Genomic DNA, 20,022 nt, shown 5'->3' on the forward strand with positions numbered 1-20,022 from the left:
ACCCGTCCCCGGCGGTGTCCCGCATAATGCCGGCAACAGGAGGAGGCACGATGAAGCGGCTCACGACGACGCACGAGAGCCTGGCGCTCGGCGTGCCGCCGTCGGCTCCCGGCGCGGTGTTCGCGCTCACGCTCGCGGGCGGCGTGTCCGTCGACCCCGGCGAGGGCGGCGAGATCTCCTTCGGGCGCAACCGGCCCCAGGTCGACGTCTGTGTGGGGGAGAACGACCTGCAGGTCAGCCGCAGGCACGGGCTCCTGAACTTCACCGGCGGCCAATGGTGGGTCAGCAACACCGGCCAGCTGCCCATCCGCTTGCCGAATTCCCGCTGGCTGTCCCGCGGCGAGGAGCCGATCCCCCTGTCGGACGGCTACACGCCGCTGTTCGTCCGCGGTTCGGGCAGGCGGGAGCACCTGCTCGAGTTGTACGTCGCCGGGCCCGAGGGAGGACAGCCCGTCACCCGGCACGACGACGTCACCGTGCCGCCCCGCCGCTGGCGCCTCAGTGCGGAAGAACGCCTGGTCCTGGTCGTCTTCGGGCAGCGCTACCTGCTGCACGACCTCAATCCGCAGCCGTTGTCCCGCCAGCAGACGGCCGAGGTGCTCACCGAACTCCGGCCCGGTGAGACGTGGACCGCGCGCCGGGTCGAGCACGTCGTCATCGACGTCCGGACGCGGCTGTCCGCCGGCGGTGTTTTCGGCCTGCGGCGCGAGGAGGTCGGCGAGCCGGTCGGCAACGCGTTGAACGACAACCTGTTGCGAGAGCTCGTGCTGTCCACGACGCTCGTCCCGCCGGACCTCGCCCTGCTCGAAGCGCTCGACTGAGCGTGTCCACGGAGGACGGTCAGCTCACGCCTTCCATCGCCGTCTTGGCGACGTCGCTTCCTCTTTCCGCCTCACCCGCGACCTTCACCAGCGCCGCGGTCGCCTGATCCCGGCTCTCTTCGGCCTTCACGCGTCCCGCCGAGGCCGCGTTCACACCGAAGAAGGCGCCCACCACGGTGCCGATCACCGTTCCCGCCGCGGTGATCACCGCCGTGACGTCCGACGTGTTCGGGTACCGCCAGACCGCCGCGACCGCGATCACCGCGAGTGCGCTCAGCCCCGCCAGCACCGTCATGAACCCGTAGTTCTTGCTCATGGCCCGCTCCCTTCAGGCTCTTGGCGGCTGCTTCGCCCGAACGGCGCCCATCGTTACGGCGAAAGGCCGGACTGTTATCCGCCGATGCCGAAACGGACGTCGTGCGCCGAGCCCGGCACTACGAATTCCAGGAGCCGCGCGCCCTCCGCGGCGATCGAATCCTGATCCGGCAACGGTTTCCGCGATTCGATCGTCAGTGTCGCCCCTTTGATCGCCCAGATGGCCAGGAATTCACCATCGACGAGCAGGGTGCCCCGGCGGCCGCCGTTACCCGGAGGCAACGGCACGCGGCGGCCGTCGGGGATCACCCGCGCGCGCTCGGCGTGGGAGAGCAGGACGTTGTCGTACTCGGGCAGGAACCGGGGCGGCGCAGGGATTTCCGGGTCGGGGCGCGGCGCGTCGGGATGGTCGAACAGTTCCTTGCCCTCGACATCGATGAAGGTGACCAGCTCGGGCCGCAGCCGCTCGAAGACCTCTTTCAAACGAGTCAGCCCCGACCAGACCTGCGCGTCACGGACGGTCGCCGGGCCGAACGCCGCGAGATAGCGCAGCACCAGGTCGTCGAGGGTGACGCCGTCTGTGATCGGTGCGCCGACCCAGTCTTCGAGCAGGGCGAACGCGGCCGGTCCGGTCTGGCCCCAAAGGCCACGCGGCGTCACGTGGGCGAGCGGGAGCAGGCTGTTGACCGCGTAGCCGAGCGTCGGCAGGTCCGCGTCGGGCCACCGGGGCGCCAGCGCGGTCCGGATCTCGGCACGCGTGCGGGGCCGTTCGGCGAGCAGGGCCCGTCCCGCTTCGGCGATCGCGGCGAGGTCGAGTCCGGCGATCTCGCGTGAGTAGTGGCCGAGGAAACCGCGCTCGACCACCGGTTTGAGGGTGGGCCACCAGGCGAGGGCGTCCTCGGCCGTCACCAGGTGCACCGTGCCGCGCAGCAACGTCGTCCGGACGACTTCGCGGGCGGCCAGCGGTTTCGCCAGCTCGTCCGCCTGGAAATCCCGAAGCCGTGACCACAGCCCGACATACGACGAATCCGGGGCCTGCGCCTGGAGGCCGGCCAGCCGCTCGATCGCGGCGACGGCGGGAAGATCGGCGCGCTCGAGCAGGAACTGCCTGGCCAGGGTCGCGCGGTTGAGGGCCCGGGGGCTCAGCTGCTTCATCGTCAGACGCACTTTCGCAGGAAGGAACGGAGGTCTTCGGCGAACAGACCGGGGACCTCCATCGCCGGGAAATGGCCGCCGCTGTCGTACTCGGACCAGTGTTCCACCGGGCCGTCCTGGAGGCTCCGGATCGTGGTGTCCCCGGCGAAGACGGCGATCGCCCGCGGCGGCCCGGCGGGCGCTTCGTCCCAGCCGCCTTGCGACATTTGCCGATACACCTCCATACCTTCGTACACGGCGTGCGCGGAGGAAGCGCCCGCGCCGGTGAACCAGTACAGGCTGACCGCGGTCAGCAGGTGGTCGCGATCGACGGCGTCGTCCGGCAGGGCTTTGGCCGGATCGGTCCACTCGGCGAACTTCTCCACGATCCACGCGAGCTGGCCGGTGGGGGAGTCGTTCAGCGAATAGGCCAGCGTCTGCGGCCGGGTCGCCTGCAGGTGCAGGTAGCCGAGGCCGTCGGACTGGAACCGGTTGAAACGTTCGCCGCGCTCGCGATCCTTCTCGTCGAGACCGTCCAGCTCGACGGGCGGGCCGAACGGCATACCCGCGCTGGTCCCGGTGAGGTGGACGCCGGTCACGCGGTGCGGGGCGATCATCGACAGGATGCCCGCGACGCCAGCGCCCGCGTCGGTGCCGTGGACGCCGAAGCGCTCGTAGCCGAGGCGGTCCATCAGCGTGACCCACGCCTGGGCGACGCGGAACAGGTTGCCCCAGCCGGGGCCGCTCACCGGGTTCGAGAACCCGTAGCCGGGCAGGGACGGGATGACCAGGTGGAACTCGTCGCTCAGCTCTTCGACGACTCGCCGGAATTCGAACGGTGAGCTCGGCCAGCCGTGTGTCAGAACCACCGGCAGCGCGTCCGGGGCGGTGGAGCGGATGTGCAGGAAGTGGATGGTCTGGCCGTCGATCTCGGTGGTGAACTGCGGGAACTCGTTCAGCTCGGCTTCCTGGGCGCGCCAGTCGAAGCCGTCGGCCCAGTACTCGGCCAACCCCTTGAGATAGGCGACCGGGACGCCTCGGCTCCAGTCTCCGGTGACCTCGCGGGGCCAGCGGGTGCGGTGCAGGCGGTCCTTGAGGTCGTCGAGTTCGGCCTGGTCGATGGCGATGCGGAAGGGCTTGATCTCGGTCATGGGGCTAGATTAGGAACGATTGCGGAAAGGTTCGTTCCGCGATTGCGGACAAGGTGGGATTCATGGCGGAAACTTCGGCGAGACTGCTGCGGCTGCTGTCGTTGCTGCAGGCCAGGCGCACTTGGACGGGCCCGGAACTGGCGGACCGGCTCGACGTCACGACCAGGACCATCCGGAACGACGTCGAGCGGCTTCGCGGCCTTGGCTACCCCGTCGATGCGACGCCCGGCGTCTCCGGGGGCTACAGCCTGGGGGCCGGCGCGGCCATGCCGCCGCTGCTGCTCGACGACGAAGAGGCCGTCGCGGTGGCGATGGGCCTGCGCACGGCCGCGGGCGGCACGATCGCGGGGATCGAGGAGACGTCGGTGCGCGCGCTGGCGAAACTGGAGCAGGTCCTGCCGTCGCGGCTACGGCACCGTGTCGCGGCGCTGAATTCCGCGACGCTCGCGGTGCAGGGCGGCGGCCCCACGGTCGACGCCGAGGTGCTCGCGGCCATCGCCGCCGCCTGCCGCGACCGCGAGACCCTGCGCTTCGATTACGTGGGACACAACGGATCCGAGACGCGCAGGCAGGTCGAGCCGCATCGCGTCGTGCATATGAGCCGCCGGTGGTACCTCGTCGGCTGGGACGTCGACAAACAGGACTGGCGCACGTTCCGCGCCGATCGGGTGCGGCCGCGCACGCCCAACGGACGACGTTTCGAGGAGCGCGAACCACCCGAAGGCGGCGTGATCGCCTACCTCCAACGGGGCGTCGGCGCCGCGTTGTGGCGGCACCACGCCACGATCCGGCTGCACGCCCCGGCCGCCGAAGCCGCGGCGAAGGTGCCGCCCGCCGTCGTCGTCGAAGCCGTCGACGAGCGGACCTGCCTGCTCAAGGCGGGCGCGGACACGCTGGAGTACCTGGCGCTCTACCTCGGCCTGCTCGACGCCGACTTCGAGGTCGTCGACTCGCCGGAATTCGCCGGGCACCTGCGCAAACTGATCGGCCGGTTCAGTCGTGCGGTGGACGCTTGACGTCGAAGACCAGCTCCGGGCGCTCCCAGGTGATCTTCGGCGGGCTGGGCGGTACGACGCCGACACGGCGGGCACCCATCCGCTCGTAGAACCCGGCGGCAGGCGGATGGGAGACGACGCGGAGCTCGGTCATGCCGAGGTCCGCGGCCTGCCCGAGCATATGCTCCACCAGCCACGCGCCGATGCCCGTGCCCTGGGCCGAATCGGCGACGAACAGCAGGTCGAGCTCGGCCGGGTACTCGATCAGGCTGTAGAAACCGACCACTTCCCGCTGCGCGTGCGCGACGAACGCGGGATGGGTGGCGAGATAGTCCTCCGTGACCTGGTAGTTCTCGAGGATCGACGCGTACTCCCCTTGGTAGGCGGCCGATTCGTGCATCAGCGCCGTCAGCCTGCCGGCGTCGGAAGCGCTTGCCCTGGAGATGCGGTAGCTCGTCACGAGCGCAGCTTAGAACGTCACACCGACAGTTCTTGACCTCCAGCTATCTGGAGGTATGAGGCTGGGTTCCGACAGCTGGGGACGAACTGGAGGAACAAGATGAAAGCGGCCGCGTTCACGGAAGCCGGTGGCCCGGAAGTGCTCCGGGTGCTGGAGTTGGAGGAGCCGCACGCCGGGGCGGGGGAGGTCCGGGTGCGGGTGAAGGCGGCGGGGGTGCAGCCGTACGACGCGGCCGTGCGGGCGGGCTGGGAACCCGCGGGCCTGGAGCTGCGTTGGCCGCGTGTCCCGGGGAACGAGTTCGCCGGGGTCGTCGACGAGGTCGGTTCCGGGGTCACCGGCCTCGTCGCGGGGACCGAGGTGCTCGGCTTCACGGCCGTCCAGGCGTACGCCGAGTACATCGTGGTGCCCGCGGAGAACGTCACGCCGAAGCCGGCTGAGATGCCGTGGGAGGTCGCGGGCGGGTTCACGGCGGGCACGCAGACGGCGTACCTGGCACTGGACGCCCTGCGGGTCGCCCGCGGCGAGACGCTGCTGATCCACGGGGCGGCCGGCGCGGTGGGCACGGCCGCGGTCCAGCTCGCCGCGCTGCGCGGGGCGAGGGTGATCGGGACGGCGAGCGAGGCGAACCAGGAGTACGTCCGCTCGCTCGGCGCCGAACCGGTCGTCTACGGCGACGGCCTCGCCGACCGGGTGCGCGCCCTCGCGCCGTCCGGAATCGACGCGGCGCTGGACGGGGCCGGCGGGGTCGCCTTCGATCTGTCGCTGGAGCTGGTCGGGAATCCGGACCGCGTGCTGACCCTGGTCGAGCACGGGCGCGCGCCCGAGGCCGGGGCGCGAGTGGTCACCGGGACCCGGTCGGCCGACCGGCTGGGGATGCTGGCGTCGTTGTACGTGAAGGGAGAACTGCGTTTCCTGGTGCGGCGGACGTATCCGTTCACCGAAGCCGCAGCGGCGCACCGGGAGATCGAGACCGGGCACGGGCGGGGGAAGGTCGTGCTGACCTTCCCCTAGGCGCCCCGCAGTTTCCGGATCACCCCGCGCACCACGAGCGGAGTCACGATCGCCAGGAACAACACCAGCGCCGCCCAGCCGCCGAAACCGCCGAAACCGCCCTCGTCGTAGGACGCCGGTGCGGCTTCCCGCCAGTTCTTCGAGCCGCCGCCCGCCGATTCCTCGTCGGGGCTCGCCGTCGCGGTCGCGGTCTTGTCACCGGTGGCCGGACCCGTGCTCGGGCCGGTCGACGCGTTCGGTCCGGCAGCACCCGTCCCGGCCGCGGGTTTGCCGTTCGGGGCGATGATCCCGGCGGTCACCAGCGGGTCGGGCGGGCTGGTGGCGCCCGCGCCGAGACTGCCGCGGAAGGTCGGGTTGGCGCAGTTGCTCGCGTTCAGCTGCTTCGGCGGCTGCCCGGTGAGCCGCGAATTGGAGTTCATGATCTCCTGCGACAGGTTCGGCGGCAACGGCGAGTAACCGATCCGGGCCATGTTGATCTGGCCGTCGCAGGCGACGTGTTCGAGGAACGCGGTCATCGTGTCGGTCTTGCCCTGGTCGCCATAGCCGCCGCGGCAGGTGTCCCGGCCGCTCGTGCACGGCATCATGATGTAGGAGTACGCCGAAATCGGGTACGTCTTCGGATCCGCGTTCGAGTAGACCTTGTCGAGTTTCTGGCTGAGGTCCGGGCGGAGTTCCGCGTGCTTCAGCGCGGAGGCGATGTTCTCCGCGTAGGGCTGCGTGTACTGCCCCGCGCCGTTCTGCACCCATGCCGACGGCACGTTGTGGCGCTGCGCGTAGGCGAATTCGTCGTAGGCGATCGAGAACGGGATGGTCGCTTTGCCGATGGCCTGCGCGATCTGGTCCGAGTCCGCGAGCAGCCGGTACCAGTCGGCGTCCGGTCCTCGTTCGGGCAGCTGGATCGGGCGCACCCCGGCGGGCAGGCTGCCCATCCCGTTGCCGACGTTGCGGGCGACGAAACGCTGGTACGCGTCGGGTGCCGCGTGCGCGACGAAGTCGTAGAACAGCGCCGTCGTCCCGGACTGCCCGGTCCGCCCGACCAGCGTGATGGGCTGGTCCGGCAGCGACTTCCCGCCGTTGGTCGCGGTGATCGCCGGATCACTCCAGCGGGTGATGTCCCGGCTGAAGATCCGGCCGATCACCTCACGGGTCAGGTGCAGGTAGTCGACCCGCTTCCCGGCCTGGTCGGTGACGTTGTACATGACGGCGACCGCGCCGGCGACGTCCGGGACGTACTGGTAGCCGCGGGTCTGCGCGGTCACGCCGCCACCGCCCGCGGCAAGCAGCGAGGAGACCTCGGCTTCGGTCCCGCCGAAGTCGACCGTCCGGTCGCCGTACTGGTTGACCCCGGCGGGTGAGTTGGTCGCCGAGTAGTTGACCGGGATACCCCGCGACGTCGCGCCGTTCTGCCAGTCGGTCATCGCCACGCCGACATAACTGGACCCCGAGCCCGTGACCCTGCTGAGCGCCGCCGCGCCGGGCGCGCCCGCCACGGAAATCGAGAACAGCAGCGCCGAGATCCCGCCCAAAGCGCCCACTCTGCGCAAGGTCGTCATCCGAATCGCCCGTTCACGTAGTCGTAGGTGCGTTCATCCGACGGCGCGTTGAAGATCGTGTCCGTCGGACCGTGTTCGATCACCCGGCCGGGTTCGTTCTCGGCCGCGAGGAAGAACGCGCAGTGATCCGAAACCCGTTGGGCCTGCTGCATGTTGTGCGTGACGATCACGACGGTCACCTCGTGCCCGATCTCGGCGATCGTCTGCTCGATCCGCCGGGTGGACGTCGGGTCGAGGGCGGAGCAGGGCTCGTCCATCAGGAGCACGTTCGGTTGGACCGCGAGCGAACGGGCGATGCAGAGCCGCTGCTGCTGCCCACCGGAGAGGGCGCCGCCGGGTGAGCTCAACCGGTCGCGGACCTCACGCCACAGCCCGGCGCGTTCGAGACTCTGTTCCACGAGCGCGTTCTTGTCGTCGCATTTGACGCCGGCGAGTTTCAGCCCGGCGAGCACGTTGTCGCGAATGGACATCGCGGGGAACGGGTTCGGCTTCTGGAACACCATGCCGATGCGCAGCCGGACCTGCTGCGGCCGGGTTCCGTCGGCGTAGATGTCCTGGCCGTCCAGCAGGACTTCGCCGGTCAGCGACGCGGACGGGACGAGCTCGTGCATCCGGTTGAGGATGCGCAGGAAGGTCGACTTGCCGCAGCCCGACGGGCCGATCAGCGCGGTCACCTCTTTGGCGGGCATCCGCAACGACACGCCTTCGAGGACCAGCCGGTCGCCGAACCAGGCGCCGATTTCGCGCGACTCGAGTTCCGCCGCGCCGGGAGGCGGGCCGCCGGTCAAAGTGACCTGAGGCCTGCCCTCCGCGTCGCGGGGGGTGAGATAGCCGGTGGAGTACGGGTTTTCCCCGCTATCGTCCACAGTGGACAATTCGGTGGTGTCGGTCACCGGTTCTCCTTCGTTCTTTTCGCCTTGCGCTTCGACCGGTCGCGTCCGACGATCCTGGCGATCGCGAACAGGCCGAAGATGAGGAGGATCAGCACGAGCGCGCCGACGTAACCGCGCTGCTGGACGTTCTCCAGCGGCTGCTTGATGAAGCGGAAGATGAACAGCGGGATGCTCTCCTGTGGCGCGGAGAACGGGTTGGCGTTCATCGCGAGCGAGCCGAACGAGGTGAACAGCAGCGGGGCCGTTTCGCCCGCCACCCTGGCGATCCCGAGGATCACGGCGGTGGTGACCCCGGTGCGCGCGGTGGGCAGCACGACCGACCACACCGTGCGCGCCCGGCTCGCGCCGAGTGCCAGCGACGCCTCGCGCAGGCCGTCCGGGACCAGCCGGAGCACCACGTCCACGGTCCGCGTCACCGTCGGCAGCATGACCATCGTCAGTGCCAGGGTGGCCATCAAACCGTTGTAGCTGAACAGTCCCACGCCCGCCTGGATACCCGGGATGATCAGCGCCGCGTAGATGAACAGGCCGGCCACGATGGACGGGAGACCGCTCATCGCGTCGACCATGATCCGCACCGGGCGGCGGAACCGCGACCGGGTCTCGTTCAGGAAGATCGCGGTGAGCACGCCCAGCGGAACGACGAACACCAGGGTCAGCGCGGTCTGCTGAAGGGTGCCGACCACCGCGTGCAGACCGCCGGTCGCGGTGACCGGATCGGTCGGCGCGACCGCGGACATGTCGTGGGTGAAGAAGCCGAGGCGTAGATACGGCGCGCCCTCGATCACGATGTAGGTCAACAGGAACAGCAACGGGACGAGCAGGGTGAGCGCCCCGGAGACCACGATCGTCGAGACGAGCCGGTCCGACGCGGCGAGCCTGCCGAGGCGGTCGCGGGTGACCAGGTAGAGCATCGCCAGGTACAGCAGGTAGGCGACGATCAGATCCGCCAGCCAGCCGGGTGAATCCAGCAGCAGATGCATGACGAACCAGGTGAGCAGGGTTGCCGACACCGCGCAGCCGAGCGCCGCCAGCCGATCCTGCCGGGTGGTCTCCGACGGGCGGCGTTTGACGAGTTTGCGCGGGCCGGACGAGACCGGGGGAGTGACTGTCGTGGTCATCAGGCATCCACTCCCGCACCGGATCGGCTCTTGGAGATGATCACCGATGCGGTGAAGTTCGTGGCCAGGGTGAAGACGAACAGCACCAGCCCCGCCGCCATCAGCCCGGACAGGAAGAGCCCCGAGGCGCCGGAGTTGTTGGCGATGAACCCGGAGATGGTCGCGCCGCCGAACTGGAGGATGTGCTTAGTGATCTCCGGAACCTGGGGCAGCAGCAGGGAAACGGCGATCGTCTCGCCGAGCGCGCGGCCCAGTCCAAGCATCGAGCCGCCGATGATGCCGCCCCTGCCGAAGGGCAGCATGACCGTTTTGACCATCCCCCAACGGGTACTGCCCAGTGCGAGCGCGGCTTCCTTTTCCCCGGGCGGAGTCTGCGCGAAGACCTCGCGGATCACCGAGGTCGTGATCGGGAGGACCATCAGGGACACCACCAGCCCGGCGATGAACATGGACTGGATGTAGAGCGTGTTCTCCTTGGACGCGAACAAGGGGAACCAGCCGAGATTCTCGGTCAGCCACGTCGAAACCGGGACGATCTGCGGGCCGAGGAAGCTGAATCCCCACAGGCCGTACAACAGGCTGGGAATGGCGGCGAGCAGGTCGACGAGGCCGGTGAGGAAGCCGCGGATCCGGCCGCTGGAGTACTCGGTGATGAACAGCGCCGCGAGGATGCTCAGCGGCACGGCGACCAGGACCGCGATGAGCGCGACCACGATCGTCCCGTAGAGCAGTCCCAGCACACCGAGGACGCCGGAGGCCGGGTCGAACCGGATGGTGGTGAAGAACCCGAAGCCGCTGTTGTCGAAAGCGGGCCCGGACCGGTAGACCAGGAAGAAGCCGATGACCAGAAGGATTCCCAGCATGGCCAGCCCGGCGCCGGTGGTGACCCGGCGGAACGCCCGGTCGGCCCGGGAAAGGACTTCGGTGATCGCCCGTCGCACCAGGGTTCCCGGTGGGGACGGGTCGGGCCGGGGTGGCGCGACGGTCACGAGCGGCCTTCCTTCTTATCGGTGGGCAAACGAGTTCAGGGCACACCACGTCGCCCCTCGATGCGGCCAGTATGTGGTGCCCGAAACCGCGAAAGGTGTCCAAGCGGAGAACGCCCGACGGGGCGCGTGTGAATCTGTGCCGGGGCGGGTCCGGGTGCGGTTGACCCCGAACGGGCGACTCGGGGACGTTGGTTCCGGGCGCGGCTCGTGATCGAGTCCCGCTCTCCGCCGTATGCCCGCGCACCTTGGGGAGTCGTCCGTGTTCTTCGTCCGTGCGAGACAAGTCGGGATCTTGCTGATCTGCGGGGTGCTGATGGTCACGGGGGTGTCCGTCCCCGCGGCGCAGGCGCAAGCGCCGGCGAACCCGCCGTACACCCTCAAAACCGAGCCCGCCGATCTGTCGGCGGCCCGGAACGGCGAACCGGTGCGGATCACGGTGTCGGGATTGGCGAGCGGTGCCCAGGCGTCCCTGAAGGTCTGCCCCAAGGTCCTGCCGGACAATCTGATCAAGGTCGCGGGGAAACCGCCGTGGAACCGGGAGAATTCCGTCAGCGCGCGGGTCAATGCCTACTGCGGTGGGTTGAAGGACGAGTTCATCTCGGACGCGGCGCATATGGACAGTGCCACGGGCCGCCGGAGCAGCCGGACCGGCGACATCGTCATCGACACCCAGATCCCGCTCGGCTCGTCCACCCCGAAACCGATCATCTGGGACCCGCTGTACACCACCTTCAACAAGAACGCCGAAGGTCAGGCGGACAAGCCGCCCACGGTCTCCTGGGCGGCCAATCCCGACGTCGTCGATCCGGCGACCGGTGCGAAGACCCGCAACAAGTACTCCTTCCGGTGCGACGAGAACAATCCCTGTTCGGTCGCGGTCACGATCACCGCGAAGAAGGCGGACGGCGCGTTCGTGACCTGGATCGACACCTCGATCGCCTTCACTCCGACGCAGCAGGCGATCGGAGTCGAAGGGTGCAAGGGCGCCGGTCAGAACACCATCAGCGCCAGCATGCCGGAGCGGCTCGGCCGCACCGCGGTCGCTTGGAACCAGGCGCTCTGCGCGCCAACGCAGGCCGAGCAGCCGGCGAACATCGTGAGCGAGACGGAAGACGCCGGCCTGACCGCGTTCGACAAGGGCAACTCGGATCTGGTGATCACCGGCAGCGGGAACGCGCTCGCCACCCAGACCGTCCGCGACCGGCAGTACATCCCGGTCGGGATCAACGCGGCCGTCGTGGCCGCGGTCGGCTGGTCGCCGACCGACACCGACGACAACGGGAGTTCGCTCAACGCGAAGTTCACCGGCACCCTGCGGTTCACCCACGACGAAGTGGCGAACATGATCACCAAGGGCGGGCAGCAACCCGATCTGGACGGCCGGGGCGGAATCTTCCGGAACGGGACCCCGCTGGTCGGCCGCAATCCGGCGCTCGCCTCCGTCACGCGGGAGAACGATGCGAACGCGGCCAGGGCGAGGGCTGGCGCCGAGAGTCTGGACTTCTTCGGAGTGACCGGGGAATCCGGACCGGGCACCATCCCGCTCGCGTTGAGCAAGGTGCTCGCGGGTGCCGCACCGGCGGCTTGGGTGTTCCCCAAGAAGGGGACCGATTACTTCGGTGAGCTGGACGGGAAATCACCGGGGGTGATCTCCGACCTCAACGCGCTCGATCCCGGCGCTCTCTCGCTGCGCAACGTCGATGCGAAAACCGGTCAGCTCGCCGTGCGCAAGACGGTGCAGAACGGCGTCGTGGGAACGGGATTCGTCTGCACCGGCGGCTGCATGAGCTGGGTCGTCACCGATCTCGCGACGGCGAGGGCCTACGGCTGGGCGCCGGTCGCGCTTCCGGACGGCAAGGGGAACTTCGTCGCACCGACCAAGGAAAGCCTGCAACTGGCCGCCGATTCGATGAAGGTCGGCGAGGACGGGACCGTGCAGCCGGGCACCGTGACCAAGGACGGCGCGTACCCGCTGACCTTCGTGGAATACCTGGCCGCGCCGGTCAATCCGTTGATCGACGCGACCTGCAAGCCGATGACCGAGAAGCAGGCACAGCTGAAGGCGGTCGCCGAACTGGCGAGCGGCTACGGCCAGTCGCTGCTCCCGCCGGGGATGACCCCGTTGAGCCCCGGCCTGGCGGCCACCGTTCCGGCGCGAGTGGCCAAGATCGGCACCGGCACGGTCCAGGAAGCCTGCCAGGAAAGGGAAGAAGCGAAGAATCCGCCGCCGGCGGGCGGGACCGGTGCCACGACGGCCGCCAATTCCTCGCTGACCGGCCCCAGCGGGGGAACGGGTTCACCCGCCGGGACGTCGGCGACGGTTGCCGCCACCGGACCCGCCCCCGCGGCCGCTCCGACCCCGGAAAGCGTGCTGGCGGCCAAGAATCTCGCCGAGTCGATCGACATCCCGAAGTTCGCGGGCGCGGGAGTGCTGGGCGCGCTGATTCCCTTGGTGGCGTTGGTGATCCTGGCGACGCTCCCGTCCGCGACGGCGTACGTCGCCGCCGGACGCCCGGTGCCGAGGTGGCTGGTCGTCGCGCTGGCCGAGATCGCCGCCGCGTTCGCCATGCTCTTCGGCCTCCTGCGGGGTAAATCGGCAGGAGGAGCGGCGTGAGCACCACCGTCGAAGGCAGGCACGCGGCACCCGAACCGGAAGCCCGCTTCCTGAGTTTCGGTCCGGGATGGATCGGCACCGTCCTTGCCGCCTGGCTGGTCACCACTTTGGTGGCGCTGGCCCTGGTCGTCTACGCGCTGGGGCCGATGCTCCAGTCGAGCGACCAGCGGAAGGCGCTGACCGAGATCCGCGGCGAGATCGGCCTGGCGCTGGGGGCCAGCCAAAGCCTCTTCGGTGCGCCTCCGCCCACCGAGCCGGTCGAGTTCGGCAAGCCGGTCGCCGTCCTGGAGATTCCCGCGCTGAAGTTGCAGCAGGTCGTCGTCGAAGGCGCATCGAGCGGGGAGACCGCGTCCGGGCCGGGCCATGTACCGGGCACCGCCGGACCGGGGCAGCCTGGCAACGCCGCGATCGTGGCGCGCAACGCGGGTTACGGTGGTCCGTTCGGTTCGCTGGAGGCACTGGAGCCCGGTGACGAAATCGTCGTCGCGACGACTCAGGGCAAATCCGTCTACCGCGTGACCGAGAAGGCCACCCGCCCGCTCGACGAGGGGGCGGACTACGGCAAGACGCAGAACGATCGGCTGACCTTGGTGACCTCGGCGTCCTGGTGGCCGCTGGCGTCGGAGGAAGCGACCGTGGTGACCGCGGTCCTGGAGGGCAGGCCGTTCCGGCCAACCCCGCAGAACGGCAAGGCGGACGCGCAGGACGGCCGGACCGGCGACTCCGACGCGTGGGCCGGGCTCGTGCTGGCCTTCGGCGGGTTCGTGGTGGCGGCGGCCGGGGCGACGTTCCTCTACCGCCGGTGGCGGCCGGTCTCCACCTACGTCATCACCGGTCCGGTGCTGCTCACCTTGGCGTCGCTGGCGGCGTTGGCGCTTTGGCGGCTTTTCCCGGCTTGGGCCTAGGCCGCGTCCTGCAAATCATGTTCGCGGTACAGGACACGACCTGGAGCGATTTCGGTCTTTTCGGACCGAAATCATTCCCAGCATGTGGATCTTCCCCCGATACCGACTTTGGTCGGTGGACTCCTCACTGATCGCTCTTTAGATTCTCCCCATTACACCCGGTCAGGGGTAATTCATTCGGGCGGCCGAAGGAATTCCTGTCACGGGCTGTGCCGTGTGGGAACAGGGAGATTTCAATGAGCAGATTCAGCCGGGTGGTCACATGCTCGGTTCCGGTCGCGGTCGGCGCCTTGCTGCTGTCGACCGCCGTTTCCGGTGCCCAGCCGTCGGAAGAGGTGCGCACCCAGGCCGGGATCAGCGCGCTGCAGAGCATCAAGAAGAGCCTCACCCCGGCCGAGCGCAAGCAGTCGAGCCAGCTCGTCGTCGAGAAGCGTCTCCGCGCCGACAAGGGCCTGGCGGGCAAGCTGCCCGAGTACCGGACCGGGCTGGGCGTCAGCGACGCCGGTACGGTCGCGGTGGACATCAAGGGCGCCGGACCGGGCCTGGTGAACGCCGTCAAGGCGGCGGGCGGCACCGTCCGTTACGCCTCACCCGCCGGTGCGATCCGCGCAGACCTCCCCCTGACCGCCGTCGACGCGATCGCCGGACGCGGTGACGTCGCCGAGGTCAAGGCCGCCTCCCAGGCCATGACCTGGAACGAGTCCGCCCCGCAGGACCGGCGGCAGGCCGCGGCCAAGAAGACCGCCGCCGCGCTGCAGGTCGCCGAGGGCGACAAGGCGCACGGCAACGACACCGCCCGCACCAAGTACGGCGTCACCGGCGCGGGCCAGAAGGTCTGCGTGCTCTCGGACGGCATCAAGTCGCTCCAGGCGTCGCAGACCGCCGGCGAACTCCCCGCCGTCGACGTCCTCCCCGGTCAGGCAGGCAGCGGTGACGAAGGCACCGCGATGCTGGAGATCATCCACGACATGGCGCCCGGCGCCGCGCTCGGTTTCGCGACCGCCTTCACCAGCGAGCAGAGCTTCGCCGACAACATCCGCGCTCTGCGTACCACCGGCAAGTGCACGATCATCGTCGACGACGTCTCCTACTTCGACGAGTCGCCGTTCCAGGACGGCCCCGTCGCGCAGGCCGTCAACGACGTGACCGCCGACGGCGCGCTCTACTTCTCCTCCGCGGGGAACTCGGGCAACCTGACCGACGGCACCAGCGGCTATTACGAGGGTGACTTCCGCGGGTCCGCCAGCAAGATCTCCGGGATCACCGGGACGCCGCACGACTTCGACCCGAGCGCCACGACCCAGCTGTACAACGCGCTTTCGCCGAACTCGGTCGGCCGCTACGTCACCCTGTTCTGGTCCGACCCGTGGGGCAAGGCCACCAGCGACTACGACCTGTTCGTCCTGAACTCGTCCGGCGCGGTCGTCGCCTCCAGCGAAGGCGCGCAGAACGGCACCCAGAACCCGTACGAGATCGCCCAGGTCCCGGCCAGCGGCTCGGGCTTCAAGGTCGCCGTGGTCAAGTACAGCGGTGAGGACCGGTTCATCGCGCTCAACGTGATCCGCGGCCGCTTCGTCGCCTCGGGTGACCTGAAAGCCTTCAGCACCAACGGTGTCACCTCCGGACACTCGGCGGCCGTCAACGCCTTCAGCGTCGCGGCCGCTCCGGCCGCCGTCGCTTTCGGCCGCGCGCTCGAAGCCGGTGACCCGGCGAACCCGGCCGGTCCGTACCCGGGGCTGTTCACCACCGCCAGCAAGTGGGAGCGGTTCACTTCGGACGGTCGCCGTCACCAGTTCTACAACCCGGACGGTTCGGTGATCACCCCCGGTAACGTGTCCTCGACCGGTGGCGCGACGCGGAACAAGCCGGACATCACCGCGGCCGACGGCGTCGCGACCTCGGTGAGCGGCTTCCAGCCGTTCTTCGGGACCTCGGCCGCCGCGCCGAGCGCCGCCGCCATCGCCGCGCTGCTGAAGCAGGGCAAGCCTGCCGCGACCCAGGCGGAGATCCGGAACGCGCTCGTGTCGACCGCGATCGACCTCGGCGCCCCGGGCTTCGACCCGGTCACCGGCGCGGGCGTGATCATGACCGGCCCGGCGCTCGCCGCGCTGGGCGTCGCCCCGAAGTAATCCTGTAGCGCGTGAAGGCCCCCTTCCCTCGGCTCAGCCGAAGGAAGGGGGCCTTCACGCGCTAGGAGGGGGTCAGGACTTGACGCAGGACAGGCCGTTCGGGCCGGAGACGGTCAGGAAGCCGTACCGCTTGATGGTGGTGGCGAGCTGGCCACCGCACAGCGGGCTGGCGGTCGCGGCCGTGTCACCGGCGGCGAAACCGACGGCGCGCTGGGCCTGGTCGTAGCTCGGCGTGCGGGTGTCGAGCACGTGGTAGACGCTGCGCGAACCCAGGAACGCCGTGGTGAAGGCCGGGGTGTAGTTACCGGCCGAGCCGGCGACCGGGGAGCCGTCGAAGCCGGCGCCGGTCAGCGGGTTCACGGTGAAGCCCGCGCGCTTGTCCGCGGTCACCGCGTTGCCCTGGGCGATCCACTGCGCGATCGAGAACGGGGCGATCGCGTTGGCGCGGTCGGCGGCGGGGATCGAGTTGCCGTCGTGCTCCTGGAACCGCTTGATGGTGACCGGCTTGGTGGTGGGGTCGAAGCCGAGGACGGTGGTGGTGAAGAAGCTCAGCGTGCCGGAGCCGGTCTGGGGCAGGTAGACGACGATGGCGGCGTTGGCGCCACCGACCTGGTTCCAGTTGGTGATGGAGCCGTCGTAGATGCCGCGCAGCTGCGCCAGCGTGAGGGACAGGCCCGCGCCCGAACCGGTCGCCGAGGAGGACCAGGTGACACCGTCGGTGGCGAAGGAGTAGTACTCGAACGACGCGGGGTCGGACGAGCCGCGGGGCGACGACGACCGCGCGATGTCGATCTTGCCGTCACCCGCGTCACCGGAGGCCTTGAGCGCGGCCTTGCCCTGGGACGAGCCGTTCGGCGGCAGGGTGGTCGTGGTGTTGTAGACGACCTCGTCGGCGTACAGGTCACCGGGAACGGTGAAGGTGCCGCCCGCGGCGAGCAGCGGCGGGATGTTGACGTGGTTGTCGGGGTCGCTGTTCCAGGCGGCGCCGTTGGCGTTGGCCAGGATCGCGCCGGTGATGTCGACGGTGGTGTCCGAGCCCGCCGCGGCCAGGACGTCTTCGAGGCCGTTGGCCGGGGCGACCGCCGAGGCGGTGCCGGTCAGGGTGAGGCAGGCACACGCGGCGATCGCGGTGGCGCCGAGAAACCGAGTGGTACGAGCACGCATCTTGTTTGCACTCTTTCTCTAGTCCCCAAGTCGTCACGGGATTCCGTGACTTGGCCCAATCCTCGCTCCGCAACACTGTCCGGCGGCGGTGCTTCGCGTTCCCGCCCGACGTCCTGGTGGTTAATCTCCGGGGAACACACTTTCCGTGAGCGGCCGTCACGGAGAACGATTCGGTGAAATACCGCCGGAATCACGCCGGTATTTCCGGCGCCAATCGGCTATCGTCTCGATCCCTTCGCCGATGGACGCCTCGGTGGTGGCCGAGCGGAATCTGTCGAGGCCGCGCTGCGCCTCGATACGCCGTCCGTATGCGTGGCTGGCGATCGCGACGATCCGGTCCTCCCGATGCAGGCGCCAGCGCCAGCGTCCACCGCTGAGATGACTGAAATCGCTGGTCAGCTCGGAGACGTGCGAGCTGAGCCAGGCGATCGCGGCGAGGCATTCCTCGGCTCGCGGATAGTCGTCGGGCGCCGAACCCAGCGACACGTTGTTGCCGCCGAGCAGCCGCCATCGAATGGTCTGCTCGCCGGTCTGGACGAGCTGAAAGCGTGGATTCTTCTTCACCGTTCACCGTCCTGACGGCGAGGTGAACGGTGTGAATTCCCCCTGATCACATCCGGTGAATCGCCGCGATGTGGTGAAGGGGTTACCGGTTTTCGTGAAGGCGCGACGGCCGACGGGTGAACGTTTTCCTTCGACGGCGGCGCGCTAGCCTGAACGGACGCGGGTAATCGGAAAACAATCACCGAGCCGGATCGGTCCGGCACGGTCTGCGAGGAGGTTCGATGGGCAACGGCAGGACCGCGGTCGTCACCGGGGCGGGTTCCGGGCTCGGCAGGGAGATCTCGCGCGCGTTACTCGGCGCCGGCTACCGGGTCGCCCTCGCCGGCCGCCGCGCGGACGCGCTGGCCGAGACCGCCGAGGGTGATCAGAACGCGCTTGCCGTGCCCACGGACGTCGCCGATCCCGATTCCGTCGCCGCGTTGTTCGAGACGGTCCGCGCTGAGTGGGGGCGGCTGGATCTCCTGGTGAACAACGCGGGTGTTTCGGTGGGCGGAACCGTCGACGAACTGTCCTTCGCGGACTGGAAACGCGCCGTCGACACGAACCTGACCGGGATGTTCCTGTGCGCGCAGCAGGCCGTGCGGCTGATGAAGGCGCAGGACCCGCGCGGCGGCCGGATCATCAACAACGGCTCGATCTCCGCGCACGCCCCGCGCCCCGCGTCCGTCGCCTACACCGCGACGAAACACGCGGTGACCGGGCTGACGAAGGCGATCTCCCTCGACGGACGCGCCTGGAACGTCGCATGTGGACAGATCGACATCGGCAACGCCGCCACCGAGATGACGCTGCGGATGGCCGACGGGATCCCGCAGGCCGACGGCAGCGTCAAGGCCGAGCCGACCTTCGACGCCCGCCACGTCGCGGACGCCGTGCTGTACATGGCCGGGCTGCCGCTGGACGCGAACGTGCAGTTCCTGACCGTCACGGCGACCGCGATGCCGTACATCGGGCGCGGCTGAAGGGACTTCTCTTCACCCCGGGCTCTCCTGGTCCGCGGTGGAGGGACGTGTCGCGAAAGTGGCTTTCGCGACACGCCTGACCGCGAGCTGCCCTGAACTGCCGCGACATCGTGGCGAGGGGCTCTTTCTCCGCTCGTCGGGCGTTGCGAAAGCCACTTTCGCAACCTCCACTCGGCCGGCGACCACCCCCGAAGCCTCCGGCCTACGGGATCACCTTCGCCTTCCGGAACTCGTCGAACAGCCGGAAGAACATCGCCGACGTCTCCGCGTACTCGTGGAAGCCCGCCCGCCGTGCCTTCGAGCCGTCCGCGAACATGTCGTAGTCCCAGCCGAACACGAAGTCCGCGAAGCCCCACGACGACGAAACGGCGCTGTAGGGCACGTCGAGGCCGTACCTCGCGGCGATCGAGTTCCAGAGTTCTTCCTTGTCCGCCATGACGACCTCCAGCGACATCGGCAGCGGCGGCGCCACCTCCAGGTCGAAGTACCGCGCGATCCGCGGCCAGAGGTCGCTCCACCGGAACAGGTCTCCGTTCGCGATGTTGTACGCCTCGTTCTCCGAGCCGGTCGCCCACACGGTGGCCTTCGCCAGCAGCCCGGCGTCGGTCATCTCCAGGAGGCTGTCGTACGCGCCGGGTTTGCCGGGGAACCGCAGCGGCAGCCCGAGTTCCTTCGAGATCGACGCGTAGACCGCGATGGCCAGCGCGAGGTTCATCGGGTTGCCCAGCGCGGTCCCGCCGACCACCGACGGCCGGATCGCCGACCAGGTCCAGGTCTTCCCCGCTTGGCGCCGCTCCAAAAAGGACTGCTGATCGACGTTGAACTCGGGCGGCATGTGCCCGGCGTCGTCCTCGCGCGCCGGGGTCTTGAACGGGCCGAGGTGGGCGCCGTAGACCTTGTAGCCCTGCATGAGGCTGATGTGGCGCAGCCCGCGCGCGGTGGGTTCGATCGCGTCGACGAGGTTGGTCAGCATCGCCAGGTTCGGCGCGACCAGTTCCGCCCAGGTCGGCTTGTCGACATAGGCCGCGTAGAACACGTGCGTGACGTCGTCCAGGCCGCCGAGTTTCGCGCGGGTGTCGTCCGCGTCGAGCAGGTCGACCGCGATCTGACCCGGGCCGCCGCGCCGCGACAGGCCGATGACGCGCCAGCCCGGCAGGGTCTCCAGGTGTTCGATCAGGTTCTTGCCGATGACCCCGTTGGCCCCGGCGACCAGGGCGACCTTGCGTTCTTCGTTCATGTCA

18 protein-coding genes are annotated in these 20,022 nt (G+C 69.3%); 7 read left to right on the plus strand and 11 right to left on the minus strand.

Annotation, left to right across the window (positions count from 1 at the left end):
- Positions 1-50: 50 nt before the first annotated feature.
- Positions 51-821 carry an FHA domain-containing protein gene (locus ACZ1DY_RS10630; protein WP_257488539.1) on the plus strand — a complete coding sequence of 257 codons (771 nt, stop codon included), beginning with the start codon at positions 51-53 and terminating at the stop codon, positions 819-821.
- A 19-nt stretch (positions 822-840) separates the two neighbouring features.
- Here the strand turns inward: ACZ1DY_RS10630 and ACZ1DY_RS10635 are convergent, their stop codons facing one another.
- The 3 genes from ACZ1DY_RS10635 to ACZ1DY_RS10645 form a co-directional block, all read right to left on the minus strand.
- Positions 841-1,137 carry a hypothetical protein gene (locus ACZ1DY_RS10635; RefSeq protein WP_034312745.1) on the minus strand — a complete coding sequence of 99 codons (297 nt, stop codon included), beginning with the start codon at positions 1,135-1,137 and terminating at the stop codon, positions 841-843.
- A gap of 74 nt (positions 1,138-1,211) precedes the next feature.
- Entirely contained in the window at positions 1,212-2,291 is a 1,080-nt protein-coding gene (locus tag ACZ1DY_RS10640; RefSeq protein WP_465484217.1) for a winged helix DNA-binding domain-containing protein, read from the minus strand.
- A gap of 2 nt (positions 2,292-2,293) precedes the next feature.
- Positions 2,294-3,421 (minus strand): epoxide hydrolase family protein, encoded by a 1,128-nt coding sequence (locus ACZ1DY_RS10645; protein WP_465484218.1) that lies wholly within the window; start codon positions 3,419-3,421, stop codon positions 2,294-2,296.
- 62 nt (positions 3,422-3,483) lie between these two features.
- Here ACZ1DY_RS10645 and ACZ1DY_RS10650 point away from each other — a divergent pair, with 62 nt between their 5' ends.
- The gene (locus ACZ1DY_RS10650; RefSeq protein ID WP_126735600.1) at positions 3,484-4,437 is read left to right on the plus strand and encodes a helix-turn-helix transcriptional regulator; all 954 of its coding nucleotides are present in this window, start codon (positions 3,484-3,486) and stop codon (positions 4,435-4,437) included.
- On the opposite strand, the gene ACZ1DY_RS10655 is transcribed toward ACZ1DY_RS10650, so the two are convergent.
- On the minus strand, positions 4,415-4,876 hold the full coding sequence (locus ACZ1DY_RS10655; protein WP_465484219.1) for a GNAT family N-acetyltransferase: 462 nt from the start codon (positions 4,874-4,876) through the stop codon (positions 4,415-4,417). The genes ACZ1DY_RS10650 and ACZ1DY_RS10655 overlap by 23 nt on opposite strands.
- A 99-nt stretch (positions 4,877-4,975) precedes the next feature.
- Here ACZ1DY_RS10655 and ACZ1DY_RS10660 point away from each other — a divergent pair, with 99 nt between their 5' ends.
- Entirely contained in the window at positions 4,976-5,887 is a 912-nt protein-coding gene (locus ACZ1DY_RS10660; RefSeq protein WP_465484220.1) for an NADP-dependent oxidoreductase, read from the plus strand.
- On the opposite strand, the gene ACZ1DY_RS10665 is transcribed toward ACZ1DY_RS10660, so the two are convergent.
- From ACZ1DY_RS10665 to pstC, 4 genes are all read right to left on the minus strand, one after another.
- Entirely contained in the window at positions 5,884-7,440 is a 1,557-nt protein-coding gene (locus tag ACZ1DY_RS10665; protein WP_465484221.1) for a substrate-binding domain-containing protein, read from the minus strand. The two genes, ACZ1DY_RS10660 and ACZ1DY_RS10665, sit on opposite strands and share 4 nt — an antisense overlap.
- Positions 7,437-8,228 (minus strand): phosphate ABC transporter ATP-binding protein, encoded by a 792-nt coding sequence (locus tag ACZ1DY_RS10670; RefSeq protein ID WP_192746877.1) that lies wholly within the window; start codon positions 8,226-8,228, stop codon positions 7,437-7,439. Before ACZ1DY_RS10670 ends, ACZ1DY_RS10665 begins: the two co-directional genes overlap by 4 nt.
- Positions 8,229-8,329: 101 nt before the next feature.
- Positions 8,330-9,454, minus strand: coding sequence for a phosphate ABC transporter permease PstA (pstA, locus tag ACZ1DY_RS10675; protein ID WP_257488532.1), 1,125 nt, complete (start codon positions 9,452-9,454; stop codon positions 8,330-8,332).
- Entirely contained in the window at positions 9,454-10,443 is a 990-nt protein-coding gene (pstC, locus tag ACZ1DY_RS10680) for a phosphate ABC transporter permease subunit PstC (RefSeq protein WP_465484222.1), read from the minus strand. Before pstC ends, pstA begins: the two co-directional genes overlap by 1 nt.
- Positions 10,444-10,702: 259 nt before the next feature.
- Here pstC and ACZ1DY_RS10685 point away from each other — a divergent pair, with 259 nt between their 5' ends.
- The 3 genes from ACZ1DY_RS10685 (at position 10,703) to ACZ1DY_RS10695 (ending at position 16,091) form a co-directional block, all read left to right on the plus strand.
- Positions 10,703-13,057: a hypothetical protein gene (locus ACZ1DY_RS10685; protein ID WP_465484223.1), complete on the plus strand. Its 2,355-nt coding sequence runs from the start codon at positions 10,703-10,705 to the stop codon at positions 13,055-13,057.
- Entirely contained in the window at positions 13,054-13,962 is a 909-nt protein-coding gene (locus ACZ1DY_RS10690; RefSeq protein ID WP_465484224.1) for a sortase, read from the plus strand. Before ACZ1DY_RS10685 ends, ACZ1DY_RS10690 begins: the two co-directional genes overlap by 4 nt.
- A gap of 236 nt (positions 13,963-14,198) precedes the next feature.
- Positions 14,199-16,091, plus strand: coding sequence for a S8 family peptidase (locus tag ACZ1DY_RS10695; RefSeq protein ID WP_465484225.1), 1,893 nt, complete (start codon positions 14,199-14,201; stop codon positions 16,089-16,091).
- A gap of 72 nt (positions 16,092-16,163) precedes the next feature.
- On the opposite strand, the gene ACZ1DY_RS10700 is transcribed toward ACZ1DY_RS10695, so the two are convergent.
- Positions 16,164-17,255 (minus strand): substrate-binding domain-containing protein, encoded by a 1,092-nt coding sequence (locus ACZ1DY_RS10700; protein ID WP_126735609.1) that lies wholly within the window; start codon positions 17,253-17,255, stop codon positions 16,164-16,166.
- A 156-nt stretch (positions 17,256-17,411) separates the two neighbouring features.
- A complete protein-coding gene (locus ACZ1DY_RS10705; RefSeq protein WP_126735611.1) occupies positions 17,412-17,819 on the minus strand; it encodes a YegP family protein in 408 nt (135 codons plus the stop codon).
- A gap of 221 nt (positions 17,820-18,040) precedes the next feature.
- Between ACZ1DY_RS10705 and ACZ1DY_RS10710 the strand changes: the two genes are divergently transcribed.
- A complete protein-coding gene (locus ACZ1DY_RS10710; protein WP_465484226.1) occupies positions 18,041-18,781 on the plus strand; it encodes an SDR family oxidoreductase in 741 nt (246 codons plus the stop codon).
- Between the two features lie 202 nt (positions 18,782-18,983).
- Here the strand turns inward: ACZ1DY_RS10710 and ACZ1DY_RS10715 are convergent, their stop codons facing one another.
- Entirely contained in the window at positions 18,984-20,018 is a 1,035-nt protein-coding gene (locus ACZ1DY_RS10715; RefSeq protein ID WP_465484227.1) for an SDR family oxidoreductase, read from the minus strand.
- Between the last annotated feature and the right edge of the window lie 4 nt (positions 20,019-20,022).

This window comes from Amycolatopsis sp. PSD-21 (assembly GCF_055561455.1).

Excerpts from the sequence above, each read along its gene's own strand:
- ACZ1DY_RS10700 (WP_126735609.1), bottom strand. The coding sequence starts at position 17,255 with ATGCGTGCTCGTACCACTCGGTTTCTCGGCGCCACCGCGATCGCCGCG.
- ACZ1DY_RS10635 (WP_034312745.1), bottom strand. The coding sequence starts at position 1,137 with ATGAGCAAGAACTACGGGTTCATGACGGTGCTGGCGGGGCTGAGCGCA.
- ACZ1DY_RS10695 (WP_465484225.1), top strand. The coding sequence starts at position 14,199 with ATGAGCAGATTCAGCCGGGTGGTCACATGCTCGGTTCCGGTCGCGGTC.
- ACZ1DY_RS10645 (WP_465484218.1), bottom strand. The coding sequence starts at position 3,421 with ATGACCGAGATCAAGCCCTTCCGCATCGCCATCGACCAGGCCGAACTC.
- ACZ1DY_RS10665 (WP_465484221.1), bottom strand. The coding sequence starts at position 7,440 with ATGACGACCTTGCGCAGAGTGGGCGCTTTGGGCGGGATCTCGGCGCTG.
- ACZ1DY_RS10710 (WP_465484226.1), top strand. The coding sequence starts at position 18,041 with ATGGGCAACGGCAGGACCGCGGTCGTCACCGGGGCGGGTTCCGGGCTC.
- ACZ1DY_RS10630 (WP_257488539.1), top strand. The coding sequence starts at position 51 with ATGAAGCGGCTCACGACGACGCACGAGAGCCTGGCGCTCGGCGTGCCG.
- pstA (WP_257488532.1), bottom strand. The coding sequence starts at position 9,454 with ATGACCACGACAGTCACTCCCCCGGTCTCGTCCGGCCCGCGCAAACTC.
- ACZ1DY_RS10640 (WP_465484217.1), bottom strand. The coding sequence starts at position 2,291 with ATGAAGCAGCTGAGCCCCCGGGCCCTCAACCGCGCGACCCTGGCCAGG.
- ACZ1DY_RS10650 (WP_126735600.1), top strand. The coding sequence starts at position 3,484 with ATGGCGGAAACTTCGGCGAGACTGCTGCGGCTGCTGTCGTTGCTGCAG.
- ACZ1DY_RS10660 (WP_465484220.1), top strand. The coding sequence starts at position 4,976 with ATGAAAGCGGCCGCGTTCACGGAAGCCGGTGGCCCGGAAGTGCTCCGG.
- ACZ1DY_RS10715 (WP_465484227.1), bottom strand. The coding sequence starts at position 20,018 with ATGAACGAAGAACGCAAGGTCGCCCTGGTCGCCGGGGCCAACGGGGTC.